The 21,990-nt window shown below is 57.3% G+C and carries 10 protein-coding genes and 2 pseudogenes; 10 read left to right on the forward strand and 2 right to left on the reverse strand.

Features of this window, described 5'->3' with window-relative positions:
• Positions 1 to 2: 2 nt before the first annotated feature.
• The 5 genes and pseudogenes from SH664x_RS14975 to SH664x_RS14995 all read left to right on the forward strand — a co-directional run.
• Positions 3 to 1,102: pseudogene (locus SH664x_RS14975) on the forward strand (IS3 family transposase); the annotation flags it as partial.
• Between the two features lie 137 nt (positions 1,103 to 1,239).
• A pseudogene (locus SH664x_RS14980) lies at positions 1,240 to 1,632 on the forward strand (type IIL restriction-modification enzyme MmeI); the annotation flags it as partial.
• Complete coding sequence (locus tag SH664x_RS14985; RefSeq protein ID WP_437202251.1) at positions 1,629 to 2,642, forward strand: virulence RhuM family protein; 1,014 nt, start codon at positions 1,629 to 1,631, stop codon at positions 2,640 to 2,642. The pseudogene SH664x_RS14980 and the gene SH664x_RS14985, both read left to right, overlap by 4 nt.
• Positions 2,635 to 4,680, forward strand: coding sequence for a DEAD/DEAH box helicase (locus SH664x_RS14990; protein WP_437202252.1), 2,046 nt, complete (start codon positions 2,635 to 2,637; stop codon positions 4,678 to 4,680). The genes SH664x_RS14985 and SH664x_RS14990 overlap by 8 nt, the downstream gene beginning before the upstream one ends.
• Positions 4,673 to 5,905 carry a GIY-YIG nuclease family protein gene (locus SH664x_RS14995; RefSeq protein WP_437202254.1) on the forward strand — a complete coding sequence of 411 codons (1,233 nt, stop codon included), beginning with the start codon at positions 4,673 to 4,675 and terminating at the stop codon, positions 5,903 to 5,905. Before SH664x_RS14990 ends, SH664x_RS14995 begins: the two co-directional genes overlap by 8 nt.
• 269 nt (positions 5,906 to 6,174) lie before the next feature.
• Here SH664x_RS14995 and SH664x_RS15000 read toward each other — a convergent pair whose 3' ends face one another.
• On the reverse strand, positions 6,175 to 6,720 hold the full coding sequence (locus SH664x_RS15000; protein WP_437202255.1) for a hypothetical protein: 546 nt from the start codon (positions 6,718 to 6,720) through the stop codon (positions 6,175 to 6,177).
• Positions 6,721 to 7,127: 407 nt separating this feature from the next.
• On the opposite strand from SH664x_RS15000, the gene SH664x_RS15005 reads away from it, so the two are divergent.
• From SH664x_RS15005 to SH664x_RS15025, 5 genes are all read left to right on the forward strand, one after another.
• Positions 7,128 to 7,262 carry a recombinase family protein gene (locus tag SH664x_RS15005; RefSeq protein WP_437202257.1) on the forward strand — a complete coding sequence of 45 codons (135 nt, stop codon included), beginning with the start codon at positions 7,128 to 7,130 and terminating at the stop codon, positions 7,260 to 7,262.
• A gap of 118 nt (positions 7,263 to 7,380) precedes the next feature.
• A complete protein-coding gene (locus SH664x_RS15010; protein WP_437202259.1) occupies positions 7,381 to 8,811 on the forward strand; it encodes a hypothetical protein in 1,431 nt (476 codons plus the stop codon).
• Between the two features lie 643 nt (positions 8,812 to 9,454).
• Complete coding sequence (locus tag SH664x_RS15015) at positions 9,455 to 11,143, forward strand: potassium channel family protein (RefSeq protein WP_437202261.1); 1,689 nt, start codon at positions 9,455 to 9,457, stop codon at positions 11,141 to 11,143.
• 375 nt (positions 11,144 to 11,518) lie between these two features.
• Complete coding sequence (locus SH664x_RS15020) at positions 11,519 to 17,671, forward strand: CHAT domain-containing protein (protein WP_437202262.1); 6,153 nt, start codon at positions 11,519 to 11,521, stop codon at positions 17,669 to 17,671.
• Positions 17,672 to 17,762: 91 nt separating this feature from the next.
• Positions 17,763 to 20,060 carry a HEAT repeat domain-containing protein gene (locus SH664x_RS15025; protein ID WP_437202264.1) on the forward strand — a complete coding sequence of 766 codons (2,298 nt, stop codon included), beginning with the start codon at positions 17,763 to 17,765 and terminating at the stop codon, positions 20,058 to 20,060.
• A 168-nt stretch (positions 20,061 to 20,228) separates the two neighbouring features.
• Here the strand turns inward: SH664x_RS15025 and SH664x_RS15030 are convergent, their stop codons facing one another.
• A complete protein-coding gene (locus tag SH664x_RS15030) occupies positions 20,229 to 21,899 on the reverse strand; it encodes an FAD-dependent oxidoreductase (RefSeq protein WP_437202266.1) in 1,671 nt (556 codons plus the stop codon).
• Positions 21,900 to 21,990 lie beyond the last annotated feature (91 nt).

The raw sequence follows: 21,990 nt of genomic DNA on the forward strand, positions 1-21,990 counted from the left end.
GAATGACGACGAAGCGAAGGAAGCGGCATACGCCCGAGCAGATTGTCAAGAAGCTGCGGGACGCCGAAGCGATGCTGAACGCCGGCCAGGACGAAGCTGCGGTACTGCAGGCTCTGGAGATCAGTTGGGCGACGTACCTGCGGTGGAAGAACCAGTACGGCGGAATGAAGTCCGAGGAGGCCAGGCGCCTCAAGCAACTGGAAGACGAGAACAAGCATCTCAAGGAAGTGGTCGCTGAGCTGACCTTGGACAACCGGATGCTGAAGCATCTTCAGCAGGGAAACTGGTAAGCCCTTCTCGAAAGCGAGCCGCTGTGAAGGAACTGCAGCAGACGTTCGAGGTGTCGGAGCGCAGGGCCTGCGAAGTGGTTGATCAACCGCGCAGCAGCCAGCGTTACGAGTCACAGCCTCGGAGTGATGAAGGCCCCATGACCAGACGGATGCGGGAACTGGTGGGGCGTCGTCCCCGGTTCGGGTACCGCCGGATCGGGAGTCTGTTGCGGAACGAAGGGTGGCGGGCCAGCGATACGCGGGTGTATCGCTTGTGGCGTCGGGAAGGGCTGAAAGTGCCGAGAAAGCGGCGGAAACGCCGCGGCCTGGGAGTCAGCGAGAACGGCTGCCAGCGCCGGAAGGCCGAGCACCAGGACCACACGTGGTGCTGGGACTTCGTGTTCGACCGGACAGCGAACGGGAGTCCACTGAAGTGGCTGAGCATAGTGGATGAGTACACCCGGGAGTGCCTGGCGCTCAAGGTGGCCCGGAGCCTGACCAGCGAAGATGTGATCGACACGCTGGCGGAGTTGTTTGCAATGCGGGGCGTGCCCCAGGCCATTCGTAGCGACAATGGGCCGGAGTTCGTGTCCAAAGCGATTCGGGGCTGGCTGGGCCGACTGAAGATCCAGTCGCTGTCCATTGCTCCGGGAAGTCCCTGGGAGAACGGTTACGCGGAGAGCTTCCACAGCCGGTTGCGAGACGAGTTCCTGGGGCTGGAAGAATTCGAGAGCCTGTCGGCAGCAAAGCGTCTGACCGAGGCGTGGAGAGAGGATTATAACCATCACCGACCGCACAGCTCACTGGGGTATGCGACCCCGGCCGAGTACGCGGCCCAGTGCTCGGGGACGGTCCCCGGCGCGGCCCGCTGTGCCAGCTGCGTTCGGCCTACGGCCTCACTCCGCCGGCACAGCGGAGATTCCCCAAACAAACCTTCATAGCACCTGGTACAGAAATTTGACGCAGATCAGTCTGGATTGCGACCGTTTGCGGGCGAATGAAAACCGACTATCGCTATTCCAACACGCTCGGCTGGAACACGTTTCCGGTCCCCACGCTCACAGAGCAGAACAAAGCAGACCTGACCCGCTGTGCGGAAGAGATTCTGCTGGCCCGTGAAGCCCATTTTCCCGCCACGATTGCCGATCTCTACGACCCGGAAAAGATGCCGGAGAACTTGCGCGAAGCCCATGACCGGAACGATGAGACGCTGGAACGGATCTACATCGGTCGCCGCTTCAAGAACGACACCGAACGGCTGGAAAAGCTGTTCGAGATGTACACCCAGATGACCGCCAAACAGTCCGCCCAGAAAGGGGCCAAGAAGCCTGCCGGTCGGAAGCGGAAAGGGGCCGACGCATGAGTGATCTGATTCTCTACACCAGCGAAGACGGCCAGACCAGGCTGGAACTCCGCGTCAGAGACAGGACAATCTGGCTGACGCAACTGGAGATTGCGGAACTATTTCAGACGACGAAACAGAACATCAACCTGCATGCCAAAAACATCCTCAAGGAAGGGGAATTGTCGTCGGATTCAGTTGTCAAGGAATCCTTGACAACTGCCGCCGATGGAAAGAAATACCGGACGCAGCTCTATAACCTCGACCTGATTCTGGCGATTGGCTACCGGGTCCGCTCATCGCGAGGGACGCAGTTCCGCCAATGGGCGACCACCCATCTGCGGGAATTCATCGTCAAAGGGTTCGTCATGGATGATGAACGCCTGAAAAATCCCGGCGGCTGGGATCACTTCGATGAACTACTGGCCCGCATCAGGGAAATCCGGGCATCGGAGAAGCGGTTCTACCAGAAGGTCCGGGACCTGTTCGCCCTGAGTTCGGATTACAAGATCCGGGAACAGGAAACGATGTTGTTCTTCGCGGAGGTTCAGAACAAGCTGCTCTATGCGGTGACTCGTCACACAGCCGCCGAACTGGTCCTCAAACGGGCTGATCCGAACGCTTCCAACATGAACCTGACCAGCTGGAGTGGCTCGCGGGTTCGTAAGCAGGATGTCATTACCGCCAAGAATTATTTGAGCCAGGACGAAATTGATACGCTCAACCGGCTGGTGGTGATCTTTCTGGAACAGGCGGAACTGCGGGTGAAGCAACGCAACGATTTGACCCTCGATTTCTGGCGGGACAATGTCGACAAGCTGCTGCAGTTTAGCGATCGGCCAGTGCTGGACGGACCTGGCAAAGTCAGCCACGAGGACATGAAGCGGATTGTCCACGAACGGTTCGAAAGGTTCGACCAGAACCGGCGGGAAGCGGACGCCCTTGCAGCCGATGCGGAGGATCTGAAGGAGATTGAACAGCTGGAGGACGAATTGAAGAAGAACAAACAGAAGGGCCGTGACCATGAATAAAGTGATTCCATCGGTTTCGGTCAAATACGCCCAAGACGGCGGCTCCACGAAGTCGAACGCTCTCGGCATGCGGCCAATGCAGGAGCGTGTCTGGCAGAAACGGGGCGAGCAATACCTGCTGATCAAATCGCCCCCGGCCTCCGGAAAGAGTCGCGCCCTGATGTTTGTGGCGCTCGACAAGCTGCACAATCAGGGACTGAAGCAGGCGATTATCGTGGTCCCGGAGCGTTCCATCGGTTCCAGTTTCAATAATGAACCGCTCAGCCAGTTCGGGTTCTTCGCCGACTGGGAGGTGAAACCAAACTGGAATCTTTGCAATGCCCCTGGCGGTGACAACGGCGGAAAAGTTGATTCCGTTAAGGCGTTTCTCGATAGCGATGATCAGGTGCTGGTCTGCACGCATGCCACGTTTCGGTTTGCTGTGGAGCGGTTTGGAGTGGAAGTGTTCGACGACCGGATGATTGCCGTGGATGAATTTCATCACGTCTCCGCGAACCCGGACAACCGGCTGGGAGAACACGTCCGCCAGTTCGTCGCCAGGGACAAGACCCATCTGGTGGCGATGACCGGCTCGTATTTCCGAGGGGATGCGGAAGCGGTGCTGCACCCGGAGGATGAATCCAAGTTCCAGACGGTGACCTACACCTATTACGAACAACTCAACGGATATCAGTTTCTGAAGCGACTCGACATTGGGTACTACTTCTACTCCGGCAGCTATACCGATGAGATTTTGAATGTCCTGAATTCAGCTGAGAAAACGATCCTCCATATTCCCAACGTGAACGCCAGAGAGAGCACGAAAGACAAAATCCGGGAAGTGGAGCACATCATCGAGGAACTGGGAGACTGGCAGGGAACAGACCCAAAGACCGGCTTCCAACTCGTGAAGACAAAAGAGGGGAAAATCCTCAAGATCGCTGACCTGGTCGAAGACGACGCCACGAAGCGTGACAAGGTCTCGGCCGCGCTGAAAGACTCGGCCCAGAAGAACAACCGTGACCATGTGGACATCATTATCGCCCTGGGGATGGCAAAGGAAGGCTTTGACTGGATCTGGTGCGAACATGCCTTGACGGTCGGCTACCGGTCGAGCCTGACAGAGATTGTGCAGATCATCGGCCGGGCCACCCGCGATGCTCCCGGCAAGACACGGGCGCGGTTTACCAATCTCATCGCGGAGCCGGATGCCACGGAAGCCACCGTCGTCGAAGCCGTGAACGACACCCTGAAGGCCATTTCTGCCAGTTTGTTGATGGAACAGGTGCTGGCCCCGCGATTCGAGTTCCGGCCGAAGACCCCGGCCAATGTTGCAACTCCCGGACTGGATTACGGAGACGGCGGTTACGATCCCAACAAGTGTAATGTGGGTGTCGATCCCACGACCGGAACGGTCCAACTGGAAATCAAGGGGCTGGCGGAACCGAAAAGCGAGGAAGCGGAACGCATCTGCCGTGAAGATCTAACGGAACTGGTGACGGCCTTCGTTCAGGACAAACAGGCCATTGAACGGGGACTGTTCGATGAGGAGTTGGTGCCGGAAGAATTGACCCAGGTTCGCATGGGGAAAATCATCAGAGAAAAGTTCCCGAACCTCGACCATGAGGATCAGGAAGCGGTCCGCCAACATGCCATCGCCGCACTGAACCTTGTTCAGCAGGCTAAGAAGATGCTAGAGGCGCCGGATGCAAGTGAAAAGGGGAACACATCACTGATCGACGGAGTGCGAAAGTTCGCCCTATCGGTGAAGGAACTCGAAATCGACTTGATTGACCGGATTAACCCGTTCGGCGAGGCGTACGCGATTCTGGCGAAGTCCATGAGCGAAGAACGGCTTCGGCAGGTGGCCGAGATTATCACGGCCAAGAAAGTCACGATGACGCTGGACGAAGCCCGTGATCTGGCAAAGCGGGCTAAGCGATTCAAAGAGGAGAAGGGACGGCTGCCGTCGCTCACCGCTGCGGACCCCTGGGAAAAGCGGATGGCGGAGGGGATTGCCTTTCTGCAACGAGAAGTGAAGGCGAGCAAGAATGGCTAAGAAAAAAAACGTCACAGAAGAAGATCTCGATCTGTTGGAGGAACTCGGCGTCGAGACCGAGCCGGAGGCAGCAGGCGGGCGTACTCCCCGCGAGCAGCGGATTATTGCAGGCTTTGAGGAGATCGAGAGATTCTTTGAAGCAAACGGGCGAGGTCCAGAGCATGGTGAGGGGCGCGATATTTTCGAGCGCATGTATGCCGTCCGCCTGGACCGGATCAGAGAATCTGAAGAATGCCGTACCGTGCTAAGCGGCCTGGACAAGCACGGATTGCTCGGATCGAAGGGAAGCTCCTCAACAGCCGCCACGAGTGATGCGGACCAGGACGACGAAGCGCTCCTGCAGGCACTGGGAATCGACTTAGTGTCTCAGGGCGATATTACAAATCTTGTCCATGTTCGGCCGAGAGCAGAGATCAAGGGTGCTGAGGAGATCGCACAGCGCACCCCCTGTCCCGATTTTCATCTGTTCAAGCCGCTGTTCGAGACGGTTCAACAGGAACTTGAGGCAGGCGAGCGCAAGACCGTAAAGTACGGAGAGCAAGCGGCGATCAAGGAAGGGCACCTTTTCATTCTGGACGGTCAGAAAGTGTTCGTAGCCAAGGTAGGCGACGAATTTGTAACAGATTACGGAAAGACAGATCGCAGGCTTCGCGTGATCTATGACAACGGCACTGAAAGTGACCTGCTGCTCCGCTCCTTGCAACGCGCTTTATACAAAGATGATTCCAGTCGGCGTATCACTGACCGGGAGCAGGGTGAACTTTTGTTTCTGGACAACGAGGAGGAGGGAGACCAGGCGACCGGCTCAGTGTATGTCCTCAGAAGCCTGTCAGATCATCCCTTCCTTGCCGAACACCGGAAAGCAATTCACAAGATCGGTGTCACTGGTGGCAGCGTCAAAAAGCGTGTGGCCAACGCCAGAAAGGACCCCACGTTCCTCCTGGCTGACGTGGAGATCGTTGCCGAGTACAAGCTTGCCAACATCAACCGAAAGGCTTTAGAAGCCCTCATTCACAGGTTCTTCGCCAATGCTCGACTTGATCTCGAATTGAAGGATCGCTTCGGCGCGGGAGTAGAACCCAGAGAATGGTTCCTGCTGCCGCTGCCCGTGATCGATGAGATGATTGAGAAGATCAAAGACGGGACGATTGGCGACGTCGCGTATGATTCTGGCACTGCTCGTCTCCGGAAGTCCGGTAAAATTGATACTCCACCTCGTGAGTGAAAGTGCAAATTTTGATCGATGAGAGGCGGAACACATGTGCAGACATCAGGTTCAATTGCTGTAGAATCTTTTAGGACGGCAATGAAAAGCACTTCAAAACTTGCCAATGGGCATGCGCCGCTGAAGTGCGGTTACCTGTGACTTTGCCCCCACCTTCTATACCCCCCCCTCCCCTTTTCCGTCGTGGCGAACACTGGATGGTAAGAGCTCCAACGCTGGCCGACCGTCACCCGCTGTGATGGGTTGTCCGGATTAGCCAAGCACTTCGTTCATTTTCCGGATGCCACAACAAGGGCCATAATGCCCGCTCGAATCGGTTCAGGAAGAGATTCCCAGCTTTCTACAATCCGAATGAGTCGAGAATCAGTCGATGCCGAGAGTGTTGGAAATGCGGTCGGATTCTGTAAGCCAGCCTGTAAGACAGCAATTCGCGAATCCACAACCCCTTTTTCCATTGATGTTTGCAACATTGCAGCACCGGTCTTGAAAACCGGCGTGCCGCAAGGTACCGGGAGTTCGAATCTCCCCCTCTCCGCTTTCTTCTCTTCCGCCGTATTGCTGCTGTTTTCGCAGGATTTCTGCAACTTGGCTGCTCTTTTGCGGTTCACGATAGGCTGAGTTCCGGAGCGCTCCCCGAATGCGGACTGCTGCACGGATATGCGGTCCTGCGCGATCGGCTTCTGTAAGACCGTCTGTAAGACACTTTTTCGCCCGTCAGTGCCGGTTGCGAGAAGTTCCTCCTGATGGTGTCTCGGAGAATGGAATGCCGACGACAGCACGAATAAGAATTCTAAGGCTTGGGCTTCGTCGGCCATCAGAGTATGAGAATACCGTGCCAGCGCGAGTTCTACGTCGCCTCCACTGAAAAGGCCGGTTTGTCAATCTGTGACAACCGGCCTTCTTATGTTTTTTTTAGAGGGGATCCGTATCTCCCGGCGGTATTCTTTCCCGTGGGGGCAAAACAGTCACATTGCCCATCGAGAAAAAATAGGAAACAGAAATTCGACGGCACCCGACGATGGCAGCCTGGCGATTCGGAATCCCCGGATCCCCTCCCCCCCACTTCCGAATCTCAGACTGTTGCCGGTGATCATCCCGTGACGGCCACTGGACCGGGAGAGAAGATCAACGCGGCTGGAAACAAGCCACAAAAGCCGCCGCCATTGCCCGGACAAAAGCGGCCAACGAAGCCTACTCCTTTCTGCTACCGACCATCAATGAAATGAGAGAACAAGGAGCCAGCTACCAATCCATCGCCAACCGGTTGAATCAGGGCGGTCATTCGACATCAACCGGAAAATCATGGACGGCAACTGCGATTCTCCGTACTGCCAGGCGAGCGACCGATTCCATTTGAGTGGCTTGTCGCGTTTACCTGCGAGTTCTGAACAGAGTGCTCGTTGACTTGAGAGAAAGCCTTGAGTGTATGATACTAATTGAAATCCGGTCGTCTTCTCAGACATATGCGGGGCCAAATGCGGGTTTCTAAGTATTACAACCTAGGTCGAAGCCAACCGACGCTCGATTTCGTTGATGTGGACATCGAAAATGACACACGTCTTTTTGTTGATCCACATGCTATCCGCATGCTTCCCGACGAGTGGGGCGATGAGTGTGTGGGCCTGCTTGAAGATTTCTTTGAGACAGTGCTGAATGCCATTAGGGGAGGCAAGCACTCAGAGGCAAAGTTGCTGCTTGCTTCCTTGAGGGAGCCAAATGAGACGCATCTTGGCATGTCTGTGGGGCGATCGCAGGGGAGCGGCGTAGGAAGAGACCTAGCAACGGACTTGTGGCAGTCTCTCTGCAATAGCACTGCCGTAAGCACTGGATTGATGAGAGATTTAGAAGATACAGTCTTAATGGTGCCAAATGTTGATGCTGACCGAGTGTCGGATATCACGACCAACATTATCCGCGAACCGCTTATTCGCTATACGAGGACCGTTTGTGAATTATACGGAATTCCTTTGCGATCACAAGTTGATTCCGGCCCCCTCTGGGACCCAACCAAGAAGGCATGGCACTCTAAGTATGTTGAATTACCTGTTACCAAATTTGGGAAGTTGATTTTAGTTCCTAAGGTGATCATCCGCCAAAAGCTCGCGTATGATGCCGGAGAATATTACCAACATTATATTCTGACGGAACTTCAGCAGGAAGCTCTAAATGATCCTGCTTCCTCTTTGGTGCGAGTGCTCAAGACAGGTCGGCGCAAAGTGACAAAGAAGTCCCTTAAAAATAGGTTTGGGAGTGGGAAGGATGTGAATGAACGAGAATCGATTCGGCTTCCTGAAGTAATTCGTCGCTATCGCGAACACAAGGAGGTCAACCCACTACCGCCATTGAACCACGATCAGATCGCTGTGGCAGAAGGATCGAAACCTCCAGATTGGGATGAGTTGCTTCAGGCTGTGATTCAACTTCGTACAGGTCGTGAATCGGCGACAGCGTACGAGAAGGCCGTTGAAAAACTGCTTTCGGCGCTTTTCTACCCGGCATTGGCCACTCCACAGTTACAAACCAAAATCCATGACGGCCGGAAAATCGTCGATATTACTTATACAAATGCAGCGAGATCAGGATTTTTTTGGTGGCTTCACCAGCACTACACTTGTCCGTATATATTTGTTGAATGTAAGAACTACGCGAGTGATCCTGCAAATCCTGAGTTGGATCAGCTCTCTGGACGATTCTCGCCACAAAGAGGAAAAGTTGGAGTTCTTGTTTGTCGGCAACTAAAGAACAAGGATCTGTTTATGCAACGCTGCATTGACACAGCAAGGGACCAACGTGGATTCATTATTCCTTTAGATGACTCTGATCTCAAAGAGATCGTTGAAGCTAGAGGGCTAGCGGGAATTGATTTTCCGCTATTGCGGGAGCGATTTGATCAACTCGTTTTATGAACGTATTGCTTGCTCACTTTAAGGCCTCGGTGCAGAGTATGTGAATCACGCTTCTGGCTGTAGTGTTGAATACAGGCCATGCTTTGATCACAGCAATCAAATCTGGGGCAAGCGACGACAGCCTCGGACACCCAGAGAAGCAAGGACGCTGACAATTTCTGGATTCACCGCATGCGATTCGCTGCAACTGATTTCTGGAAAAGTGGTTGCAGGAATTGCATTCCGTTTCAATTCCCCGCCGCCTCCACTGTTCTGTACGCCAAAGGGCCGCTCGCGAATTTGCAAGCGGTCTTTTGTTATAGTGGTCCGTAGGAATCGAAAACACTGGCTTTTGAGGGCAGGAGCCATCTGGGATAGCGATCCAGATTCCAATTACGCTCAGGCTGCTGCTGACTCCACCAGCGGACAGGCGTCGCCGGCCTGTCCTGGAAGCGAGATGTCATTCTTCCACTCGCATTCGCCGCTGGCCCTAATATCTGCTTCGGAATGCTGGTGCTTACCGGCGATTTGGTTTTTTGATGGAGGAAGGCAGATCCCCCGGTGCTCCAGAAGGCCGGACCGAGCCATTTGACGGCGTCGCTGGGCACGGTATTCTCCCCACAGCCTGCAACCGTCTCATTCCCGAGCTCAATGATCGCTGCTCATGAAATCGCTTGCCATCAGTCTGAGCTTTCTGACCAATCCCGCGCGCCGTCGCAATCTGCTGATCCTCGCACGCATGCTGCTGGTGTTCATGGCACTGGTCGCCGTCTATTCGCTTGCCTTTCATTTCCTGATGCGGGCGGAAGGGAAAGAATACTCGTGGGTCACCGGGACGTATTGGACCCTGACCGTGATGTCGACTCTCGGATTCGGAGACATCACATTCTCTTCAGATCTGGGCCGGATCTTTTCCGTCATTGTGCTGCTCTCCGGGACGGTGTTCATGCTGGTGGTTCTGCCGTTCATGTTCATCCAGTTTTTTTACGTCCCCTGGCTGGAGGCGCAGGCTGCCGCCCGCGCGCCACGGTCTCTGCCGGCTTCCATGGCAGGACACGTCATTCTGACCGGCCTGGGTCCGGTGGAGCAGACATTGATCCGCCGGTTGAACCGCTCGCATGTCAATTATGTCCTGCTCGTGGCAGATCTGACGGAAGCGCTGCGGCTGCATGATGAAGGTTACCGGGTCATGCTGGGGAACTTCGATGACCCTGAAACGTACTACAATGCGCAGGTGAAGCAGGCCGCACTCGTGGTGGCCCTGCAGAAGGACACGACGAACACCAACATCGCCTTTACGGTGAGGGAAACATCAGAGTCGATTTCGATTGTTGCTTCTGCCGCAGCTGAGCCGTCGATCGACATTCTGGAACTGGCCGGTTGCACGCATGTTCTTCAGCTGAGCGAGATGCTCGGAGAAGCTTTGGCCCGACACGTGGTCGGCCGCGACGCCCGCAGTCGGGTGATTGGGCATTTTGGGGATCTGCTGATTGCCGAGGCGGTGGTGGCCGGTACGCCGATGGTCGGTCGCACGCTGCGTGAGATTCGCTTGGGAGATCACGCGCAGGTGACGGTAATCGGGCTGTGGGACCGGGGGAAATTTCACATCTCCGGGCCCGAATCGGTTCTGACCGCCACTTCCGTTCTGGTTCTGGCAGGGAGCCGCTCGCAGCTGGATGAGTATGACAGCCTGTTTTGCATCTATCGCGACTCCAGCCACCCCGTGGTCATTCTGGGTGGGGGACGGGTCGGACGGGCGACCGCTCGCGAGCTCGCGAGACAGTCGGTGAACTATCGCATTGTGGAACGGCTTCCGGAACGGGCCACAGATACCGAGAACTATGTCATTGGAGACGCCGCCCAGCTGGAAGTGCTGCAGCGGGCCGGAATCATGGAGGCCAGTTCGGTCGTCATCACCACTCACGACGATGACATGAACGTTTACCTGGCGATTTATTGTCGGCGGCTGCGGCCTGACATCCAGATTGTGGGGCGAGCCAATCAGGACCGCAACATCACTACTCTGCACCGCGCGGGGGTTGACTTTGTGATGTCCTACGCCTCGACCGGCGCGAACGTGATCTTCAATCTGCTGCAGCAGGGGAAAATTCTGCTGCTGGCCGAAGGTCTGGATATCGTGCGACTGCCGGTGCCTAAGGCTCTGGTCGGGCAGTCGCTGGCGGAGAGTCGGCTGAGACAGACGACCGGCTGTAATGTTGTTGCTGTCGTGCAGAACGGAGTCTTCGAAGTGAATCCGAATCCCCATCAGCCGTTACCAGCCGGAGCAGAGCTGATTGTGATTGGCGACTCTGATGCGGAGGGCCGATTCTTCGCTGCCTGGACCAACAGCTAGGTCCGGTTGCTCTTTTCCGTCCCCGCGCAGCAAGCGTTTCATGTGGTGAGGGGCTCATTTGCGCGTGAAGAGAATGGGAGATTCACCGTTAAAATGCTTCAAAACAGCTGAAACATTCAGGCAGAATGGAGGTCGGGAACTTCTGGAGGAGTGGGGGCCGCCTGAATAGACATCCTCCTCACACAGACGCCACGGACAGCAGAAGCACCGGAACGCGACCTCCCAGGCGTGGGGCACTTCACTGCACTGATCCGATCGTGAGAAATCTTCTGGAACACTGTTAAGCCATTCTTGTAAGCCATTCTTGATCCGAGTTAGAATGGTGACAGGCTCTTCGGGTATTCTTCAATTCTGTCAACGCGGCGAGATGTGACTATGAACCCCTGTTATTTCGGACGGACCTGCTGCGCGCTGCTGGCCGGTTGGTTGCTGCTGCTGGTCATTCCGCTTGGGGTTACTGCAGCCGACACCCCTTCGAATTCTCAGCCAGTGCGCAGCCTGATCTCGTCGAATGCCATCGGCGCGGTCTGGCTGCGACCTGCCGAACTGGTCGCCTCGACGGAGTTCGAGATTCTGGGAGACGTGCCGTTTCTGGAACTGTTGCCGGTTCCCCCTTCGCAAATCGGTGAGATTGCCTTTTGGCAGGAAGTCGATCCGGAACATCCCGGGCCCGTTACCTATCTGGTACTCCGCTTTCTTCATGAAATGCCGGCGGGCCTGCTGGTGGATTGGCTCGCCCCGGGGGCTGAGCGGATTGCGGATCGTCCCCTCCCGTCTTATCGACATGCGGGACAACTGCAGGGAGGGATGCTGGGCGGTCACGATCTGGTCATGATCGATCCCCGAACCATCGTGCTGCTGGAGAACGCGGACAACATCCAGCAATTGCTGGAGCGCGACGTGGAGGCGACCACGGGGTTACCGCCGTTGGTGCGTTCCCTTCCCCCGGAATGCAACGTGTGGCTGGCGCTGGATGCCGGGCGGATTCGCCAGGTCTTCGACGAAGGCATATCGGTCCCCGCAGCCGGCTCATTCCCGGAACTGATGCTGTCAGTTCCCGCAGAGTTGGCCCAGTTGCAGGTGGCAATGGCGTTCGGCAAAACGGGGAGTCGTCTCGATCTTGAACTGACCAAGCGGACGGATGTCACCGATACCGGTGCACTGGAAACGTGGGCAGCCACGATGACGGGAGAGTTCAACCGGATGGTGGAGCTGGGAGAGGAAGCCATCGCCCGCCGTCTGCCTCAGTCAATGCACCCCCGCTTGCGGGAAATTGCGCAGCAGGTGCAGACGCAGTTGGGAAAGATTCAGCACGATGCCCCTGCCCGTCCGCTCCACTTCAGCGACTCTCACCTTCCGTCACTCACACGGTCCATGCGGGATGGTGCCCACCTGTTGGAGCCATTCATCATGCTCTCACGGCAGGCGGCTTACGATATGCAACGCCAGAACAACTACAAGCAGGCCCTGCTGGCGTTGATGATTTACCACGATCGTGAAGGCAAGCTGCCTCAGAACATTCTGGACGCTCAGGGACAGCCGCTGTTGAGTTGGCGTGTTCGGCTGCTTCCTGAACTGGGCTATGGCGAACTGTTTCAGCAGTTCAAGCTGGATGAAGCGTGGGACGGGCCGCACAACCGGCAATTGCTTGCACAAATGCCTGACGTATTTCGGTCGCCGGGGCTGCCCGCCCAGCCTGCGATGACACGGGTCCGCGCCGTCGATGGCCCACAGACCGCATTCGGCGACGGGGTTTCGTTCCGTGACGTCACCGACGGGCTGAGTCAGACCGTTGTGTTGGTGGAAACCGGCGCTGAGGTTCCCTGGTCCAAACCGGAAGACTTGATTCCCCTCCAAAAAGACATTCTCGCACAGCTGCAACAGCATCCCCAGGGTGCGGTTCTCTTGGGTTTTCTCGATGGACACGTTGAAAGTCCGTGGGCTCCGAGCGATGAGCAGCTCTCGATTTTATTTCACTATCGCGATGGCAAGGTTGTCACCGATCCACCGTCCGTCGAGGCGACACCAAAACCCGTTACTGCGACTCTGGAGCAGTCTCTGCGGTTAATACAGCAAGTCGCTCTGACTGATCGTTCGATGATTCGCAGTCTACTGCAGGATGCCCGACATCATCTCTTTGAAGAGTACGAACAACTCAGCCGGGAGAGTGCGATTCAGGGGACAGCGATTCCACCTGAGGTCGAAGCCCGCCATCAGACGAATCGTCAAATGGCCAGAGACACAATCTACCGGCTGTTGAAATCGCCGGACGTTTACGTCCGGGGGTGGGCAGCGGAACTGGCCATGCGTTGCCTTCCGCCCGGGGATGTCGCCCGCTCACCGGTGGCTGAACTGAAAGACGATGCCAACCGCGATCTGCAGGCGCATTTCAAACGTGTGCTCAACGAACAGCCCGGAACGGCAGGAACGTTTTCAGGCCCGCGGGAGTCGATCAAAGCGGTGCTGCTGAACTGGCATCTGTATTATGACGTGAATTCCCGATTCCCCGGGAACTATGTCGATTCCACCGGAAAGCCGCTGCTGAGCTGGCGGGTACGACTGCTGCCTCTCATGGGTGAACAGGACCTGTTTGCACGCTTTCACCTCGATGAACCGTGGGACAGTCCGCACAATCGCGAACTCATCGCCCGGATTCCAGCGGTCTATGAACGTCGCGATGGAACCATTGAAGATGGCACGACCCGACTGCTGGCGGTGACCGGTCCGAAAACGATTTTTACCGACGGCGTACAGCTGAATCAGATCACCGACGGCACGAGCAACACCGCCCTGCTGGTGGCTGCCGAAAAGCCTGTGGTCTGGACCAAGCCTGAGGATTTCGAAGTTCCGCAGAGTGACACCGGCCGAAGCCTGTACAGACTGCCGATCGGAACGTTCGTGGTGGGAATGGCCGATGGCAGCGTCAAATCCGCTGAGAAAGTGAGCGATTCAGAATTCAAAAGCTGGTCCACGTATGCAGGGGCCGAACTGAGTCTGCTGGAGCAGCGGAACCAGCTCTGGGAACAGGTGAAGCAGGAAGCGGCTGGTCCCCATCGGGCTCAGGCACTTGTAACAGGCAGGAAGATGCTGGCGCTGGAAGAAGAGATGCTGGGCCCTGTTCACGATGAGGTGCTGAGCACGCTGGGCTGGCTCGCCACGCAGGCGTCCGCCCAAGGGGATGCCCGGACCGCGCTCGATTACCTGAATCTCAAGCTGGAGAGAACCGGACAGCGTTTTGGCGAGCAGGCCCCCGCCACCGTCGATGCCCGGACGGCGGCCCGCCTGCATGAGTTCGAAATGAAAATGACCCCTGTTCAGCGTCAACTCTTCGGGGAGTCGCTCGCAGAGCTCGAAAAGGTCAAGGCCGCGCTCCAGCAGAACGATTTGAAGACAGCACTGGCTGCCGCCGAGAAACGTTGTCAGTTGCTCCGGTCCGCCCAGGCTGATTCGACAACGATCTTCTGCGGTCCACTCCGGGATTGCCGGGCCTTGCTCCAGCGGTCCGGGGAACTCCCGAAAAGCCTGGAAGTGGCATTGGAACTCCAGAAGCTCAATGCCTCGCAACTGGGGGAGCATTACCCTGCTGCCGTCAAAGATTCGGCGGAGTACGGTCTGCTGCTGCAGGCCAGCGGTCAGACTGAGAAAGCCGTGACGATCTTGACGCAATTCTACGATCAGATCGTCCAGCATTGCGAACCAACAGACGTCCATCACGTGGCCGACCTGCTGGCGTCACACGCGATCCAGCAGGGTGATTCCCGGGCTGCCTATCTGCTCGCGGGACAGGCGATACATCGTTTTCAGCAACAGGGACAGACCGCCGAGGCGCTCACCAGTTGCCTCTCTCTGGGCAGGCAGCTGAACCCGTCTCGCGAACCCCGTTACGCATTGTGTGCATTGTTCGAGGGGATCTGGCGGGCGGCGAAAGCCCATCAGACTCAAGGCTTCCGCGCCAACTATCACCAGCTCGCGTTGTACTTCCGGAATCAGGGGAAGCCTCATCTGGAACTCGGACTGCGGCAGACCTATCTGGGACTTGTGGAACAGTCGATTCCCGGTGGCCAGGTGAGTCTCAATGAATACGCGGGAGCTTATCTGGAACTGGCTGAGACCTCGCTGGAACTGGGTGATTTCAGCAATGCCGATCGGTACTACGGTCTGGTCATGCGAGTTCTGAAAGGCCAGGGAGAGGCGGAACCGACTCCGCCGGTGTCTGTCCTGCTGGGCTGTGCCCGGATTATGCAGTACCAGAAGAATCCCGCACGCGAGGAAGTCCTGCTGCGGCTCGCACTGCAGCATGCACAGGCGAGGCAGTCACAAGATCTCGCTGACGATCGCCGGTGCCTGCGGCAGCTCGCGGAATTTCGACAGCGGCAGGGGAAACTGGATGAAGCACTGGCTCTCAGTCAGCAACTGGCTGCAACCTATCCCGATGGCTTTCATTCCGATGGATCGATGCGGGACAGAGTTCAGCTGGCGCGATTGCTGGCCGATTCCGGGCAGACCGAACCCGCGTTGGAGCTGGCTCGTCCAATGCTCGAAATCATCCGTCAGCAACTGTCGACAGGCAGCCTCTCCCCACAAGTCGCGGAAGAGATGGCCGATCTGATGCTGGCCTGCCACGAGCCGGCGACAGCCAGAGAACTGTCCATCGAAGCGCTGCAGCTTTGTCAGCAGCGGCACGGACCGGAAAGTCGTGCCTACTCACGGGCCCTGCTGAAACGCGCACTCGTCGCCAAGGCGCTGGGAGACATTGCGGTCGCTGAAGCAGCTGCCCGAGAGTCGCTGCGGATTTCCAGAAAAGCACTCGACCATTCGATGTATGCACTCTCGCCTCGGCAGCAGATGGGATTGCGCGAGCATTCCCGCCAAAGCCTCGATCTGTACCTGTCGCTTGATCGGCAGACCCCCGCAGCTGCGCGACTGCGGTTCAACGAAATCTACCGCTGGAAAGGTGAATCTCAACTGAGACAGCGCAACCTGCATCAGCTGATGCAGCACGCCGAGGTCAAAGCCTTTCACGAACAACTGGCAGGTCTGACGAACCGACTCCTCAAGTCGGCCCAGCAAAAGCCGCTGGCGGAAGATGCTCCCGAGTTTGTCCGGATCGAACAGGAGACACAGAACCTGAGCCAGCTGAAGGAGAGTCTTGAGCAACAGCTCTCTGCTGCGGCTTTGACGTATCTCGATCTCTCCAGCCATGCCACGGTGGAAGATTTCCTGAAGTCCCTGCCGCCGGATTCCCTCTTCATCGACTATTTTGCCTATCAGAACAGCTCGCTGACGGGAGCACCCGGAGAGTATCAGCTGCTGGCGACACTCATCCGTTCGGATGGTTTCATGCAGACGATTCGGCTGGGACCACTCGCCCCGATTGAAGCCGAAATCGAAAGCTGGCGTCGATCTTTCGGCTCAACGACCGACGGTCGCGCTGCCGGGGCTGCGCTGCGCAGGCTTCTCTGGGATCCCGTCAGTGACCATCTGGGGGACGCTCAACTGGTGCTGATCTCTCCAGACGGCCCGTTGGGACAACTCCCCTTCAGCGCGCTTCCGGGGCGGGCTCCTCAGACTTATCTGCTGCAGGATCATCGTCTGGCTGTGGTGACCGTCCCGCAGCTGATGACCAGCACGCTGTCTCCTCTGACGAAGTCCTCCCACCGACTGCTGCTGTTAGGTGATATCGATTATCAGGCAGCTGAGGCGGTACCGAAGTCCTCTGTCGCACTTGCGGAGGAACTGCCGCAGGCCGTACGGGGGGGGCAGGTCTTCACGCCGTTGCCGGGAACTGCCACCGAGGTCGAAGCGATTGCCGGGCTGTTCCGCAAGGGAACCGACCAATCCTCCGGGGAGATCCGGTCGCTGGTGAAGCAGCAGGCCAGTGAAGCGGCGTTCCGCCAGTTCGCCCCCGACTGCCGCACATTGCATATTGCCACGCATGGGTTCTTTGCTCCCCGTCGCTCTGCTGGGGATGCATCGGGGCTCGCAGTCAACTCGTATCGTTATGGCAATACCGAGTCGATCGATGCCTATCATCCCGGGCTGCTCTCCGGACTCGCCTTCGCGGGGGCCAATTCCCCGGACCCGCAACAGACCGATGACGGAATTCTGACAGCCGATGAAATTGCGTCACTTCCGTTGTCCGAAGTCGATCTGGCGGTGCTTTCCGCGTGTGAAACGGGTATCGGCCAGATGACGCACGGCGACGGACTGATCAGCATTCAGCGGGCCTTCCAGATTGCGGGGGTGCGGTCCACCATCGCCAGTCTCTGGAAAGTCAACGACCATGCCACTCAGGTCCTGATGGCGCGCTTCTACAGGAATCTGCAGGGGGGAGGTCTCTCGCGTCTGGATGCGCTGCGAGAAGCACAGCTGTGGATGCTGGAACACCCTCAGGAAGTCTGGGCGAAGGCCTCGACAGAAGCACGGGGACTCCGCAGAGTGAAATCCGATGCTGCGGCCGACGAGAATCCGAAGCAGCTGGCTCCGGAATTCTGGGCGGCCTTCGTTCTCAGCGGAAACTGGAAGTAGTGCAGGCGGCATCAACTGGTGCAGGAACGATTTTGTGAGGTCGAGCAGGTCGTTCAACATTGGACGCCCCGGGCGCACTCCGGAGAATTCCATGATTCGCTCAGAATCAGCATTCGTCGTCGGCATTCTGCTCTTCGTGGTGGGCTGCCAGTCTCTGGCCCACGCGGAACTGATTCCGCCCCCGACTTTAGAGGGTGTGCGACAGCAGTTGTCGACGGATGATGAAGACCAGATCGAACGGGGACTGCTGCTTGTCCAGATGTACGATCTGCCGCTGGCCGACGAAGTGGAGCGGCATTTCGATTTTCAGTATCCGGAGCTGGCATATTGTGCCTATCTGGCTGCCGGCGGAAGCGAAACAAAACTCGTGCAGCGGCTGCAGGGGTTGATTGAAGCGGGTGTCGATGACGGACAGCGGTCTCTCGCCACTGCCCTGCTCTGCTCCCGAGAGCACAGCGAAAATGGTCTGCGGGCGCTGTTGGCCTTGGCCTTTAGTGGGATCATAGAACCCTGCGACGTCTTCGATCCTCTCGGAGGTGAACTCTCCGTGAGGAGCGTGGAACTGCTGCTGGAACAATTCGCCAAACAGCAACTTGAACTGACTGGCGACTTTCTCGAATGGGTGCCAGTTGCACCCCATCTCAAACTGCAGCATTGGCCGGGGCTCCGCAGGCTGCTGTCGACAGGGAATGAAGAGCTTCGTTTTCTGGCTGCTGCCTGGACGATGCTGGGTGATCTGGATGAACTGCCCGAGGATCAGGTCGCTCTGCTGTTGGCCGGAAGCGAACGGGAGCGAATTTGCGCCGCTGTGCTGAAGCTGCGTCGGGAACCACAGCATGCGGAGTGCTTCAGAATCCTGTCGGAGGCTTTCCAAAGTGCCGATCTGCGTGTCCAGCAGCTGGGAATCCTCGGTGTGGGAACTCTTCCCAATGACATGCAGCGATGGCTCCCGTTGCTACTCCCCTATTTGAGGCAGGAGCAGTCTGCGACGTCTTGGCTGGCGGTCCGGTTGATCCTGCATTCGGTTGCCGGACATGCAGAAGAAATTGTGGCAGATCTACAGCAGCATCTGAACGAAATCCCCGCAACGTTCCTCTACGATGTCATATTGCATTTCCGGGAGCAAGAGGTGCCCGCACTGCAGAAATTGTCCCTGCAGCTGGTGTCGCATCCTCATCGGAAAACCCGCAAGTTGGCGATTGAGTCTCTCAGTGCGAAAGAACTAACTCCACAAGTTTTTGAGGTCCTGCTCGAACAACTGAAAGATGAGTCCCCCGACTTTCGGTTCGACGCGCTGCGACTGCTGGCCAGAATGCAGCCCGACGATTTCCAACGGCAAGAAATCGACCGGGCCACGAAGCTTCTGCTGTCGGACGCCTCCTCCGTTTTCGGAGCGAGAGTGAGAGACCCGGCAGCCGCCCTGCGCTGGCAACTCACCCTGGATCGGGAAGGGCTGCTCACGCTGGCGCGAGACTGGCTTTCGTCAAAGAGCGTAAATGATGTCAACTGTGGAATTGAATTTATGAGGTCACTGCAGGAGGAGTCGGCGCCATTTCTGGACCAACTCTTTGAACTGGCAGGCCGCGACGGACGATTCCATTCAAGGCTTGTCCACGTCTGGCCTGCTTTTGGGCCCAAAGGCCGGCACTTTCTCTTGCAGAAACTGAAGAGCCCCACCCCTCAGGATCGGGGTCAAGCGCTCGAACTTCTGGTGGGATTTCCTGCTGACGACGAACTGGTCCAGACCACAATCTCTTTACTGGCAGACGAAAACCACTACGAGAGCAAGGGGCTATTTGGCGGTGTCAATTCCACCCCGATTGGCCTCTCTGCAGCGATGCCGCTTTATTACTGGCGAAACTGGCTGACTCCTCAACTCGCCAGAGATCTCCAGGTCGCACTCGCTCAAAGCGATCAACTGAAGTCCATGCTTCCTTTCGAAATGAGTGAATGGCTACAGCAGCCGTTGCTGGCCAACGCTGGGGATTTACCGGGAGAAGGACGGGCCTGCTGGATCATTGCCGATCGGCTGACTCACGGAGCCCTTCAGCCCGAGGACCCCAAGACATTGCCGCTTTCCCCTGCACTATTGCGTGAGTATCTCCAACTGGTTCAGAAAACACTTCCTTCCGGTGATACCATCCTCCGGGATGGAGCAGATTTCGCAATCATGCGGCTCGACTCTGTTGAAATCGTTGACGATTCGGTTGTCGAGATCCTTCAACGTTGGGTGAAAGAAGTGCCCGTGCTGGAACTCGATTTGCGTGTGGAATGTGCTACACAGATACGACACTGTCGCCCCGATGACAAACAGGTCCAGCAGTTTTTGGAACTGCGTTCGCGAGTCCCGGAGATCTGGAGTGGCGGGGTGACCATCCTGGATCCCTGACGCGAGCCTCTGCCGGGACATTCGCTTCCCCCTGGCACCGCGGGATTTTAGAGCGAATCTCACTGACGTTTGGCGTCCTGGCGGCGGAAAACAAAGCGTTCCGCAAAGATTTTCCACACAAACGCCGCGACACTTCCCCGGGATCGGGGCTGACCACGCACGATTCCGCTATTTGGAAAACTCGAGCACTTGCCGGTCTTCCAGCAGGCGCTTTCGCAGTTCCTCGTACGGAAGCTGGTGAATGGGGAGCTCCGCGTCGAGTGCCAGAACCACCCCCGTGGCGGCCGATTGACCGAGAATCATGAACACCGGCTCCATACGGATCGAGCCGTACGCGATATGCGACGTCGATGCGCAGACCGGCACCAGCAGATTCGTGCACTCCGTCTGCTTGGGCAGCAGCGACTTCCATTCGATCTGGTACGGGCCGTTGGTCTTCACCCCGAGATCACCTTCGTTCTGCACATGTCCCTCGGGCGTGATGTAGCGCTGCACGTTGTGTGAGTCGATGGTGTAGGACCCCATGCCGACCGATTCCCGCACGGGATTGCGCATCAGCAGCTCGTTTTCGGTCATCACAAACTCGCCGACCATCCGCCGCGCTTCACGGACATAGATCTGGTGCGGCCAGTGGTTGTTGTCCAGAAACTCATCGCGGGGCAATCCCCAGGTGGACATGCGGTCGCGAACTTCGGCCGGCACGCGCGGATCGTTTGCGAGGAAGTACATCAGTCCCTGCTGGTAGCGCTCGTGTTCCTTGCAGATTTCGCGGCGACGTTCATAGCTCGCCTCGGGATAATCGTAGTTGCCGCCGAGCAGGTCCGTGCTGAAGGGACCATGATTATTGGTGTCTGTTTTCATGTTGGGCAGACGATCAAACTTGTTAAACGTCTCGCGCCAGCCGGTATCCAGCACACGCCCCAGCAACTCGTATTCACGGGGATCGTACCCTTCCGGCTTCGGGAACGGCACCCGGTTTTCAGGGGCGTTGGTCAGACACATCCGGTAGCAGTAGGCCTGCACGCGGTGGTCGGCTTCACCGTACGTTCCAGGGGGCTCGGCACTGACATGCGGCAGCAGCCCGCTGGCGGGGTCGTCGGGAATCAGGTAAGGGCTGATCGGTTTGGGAAGCACTCCGAAGTGATGGCGGTGGTGCAACACCCCGACCTGCACGCCGGCCCATTTCTCTCCGTACTGTGCGCCACTTTCCCGCCCCACCGTATAGCTCACGCCCGCCGCAGCCAGCAGGTCCCCTTCATAGGTCGTATCGAGAAAGTATTTTCCGCGATACGTTTTGCCGCTCAGCGTCATGAACGAAACAATGCGGGTTCCCTCCTTTTTGACTCCCTTCGCCCGGTCGAGCCATTCATCGCGGACGACAGGAATCTGGTACTCCTCGATCAGCTGATCGAAAACATTTTCAGCCACATGCGGTTCGAACACCCACATTGTCGCTGGATTCTCGCCCTTGGCCGATTCGATTCCGCGCTTGCCAAATGTGGCCGGTGTCTCCCATTTCCACGCGCCGGGGGACTGATAGTGCTTCCAGATGCGATGATAGAACTCGCGCGCCAGTCCACCGATCGCGCGTTTGTCACCCGAGTCGGTGTACCCCAGTCCTCCACTCGAAAGACCTCCCAGATGACGATCGGGAGAGACGATCACCACCGTCCGTCCCATCCGTCGCACCTGCACAGCGGCTGTCACGGCTGCACTCGTTCCTCCATAGATGACGACGTCTGCCTCTGTCGGTGAACCGGAAGCGACAGGGGGAGATGCCGGTTCGGCGGCGAATGCCGTTCCGCAGAGAAGGAACCACAAGGCCAGGCGCAGAATCATGACACTCTCCGGGGAAGTAGGAGCAGGTTACTCTTTCCAGCGCCCGCGCAGTAAGCAGTTCAGTTGATGAAATGCTCACTTCCGCGTGACG

The sequence above is a fragment of the Planctomicrobium aquicomposti genome (assembly GCF_051466325.1).
Classification (GTDB): Bacteria; Planctomycetota; Planctomycetia; order Planctomycetales; family Planctomycetaceae; genus Planctomicrobium.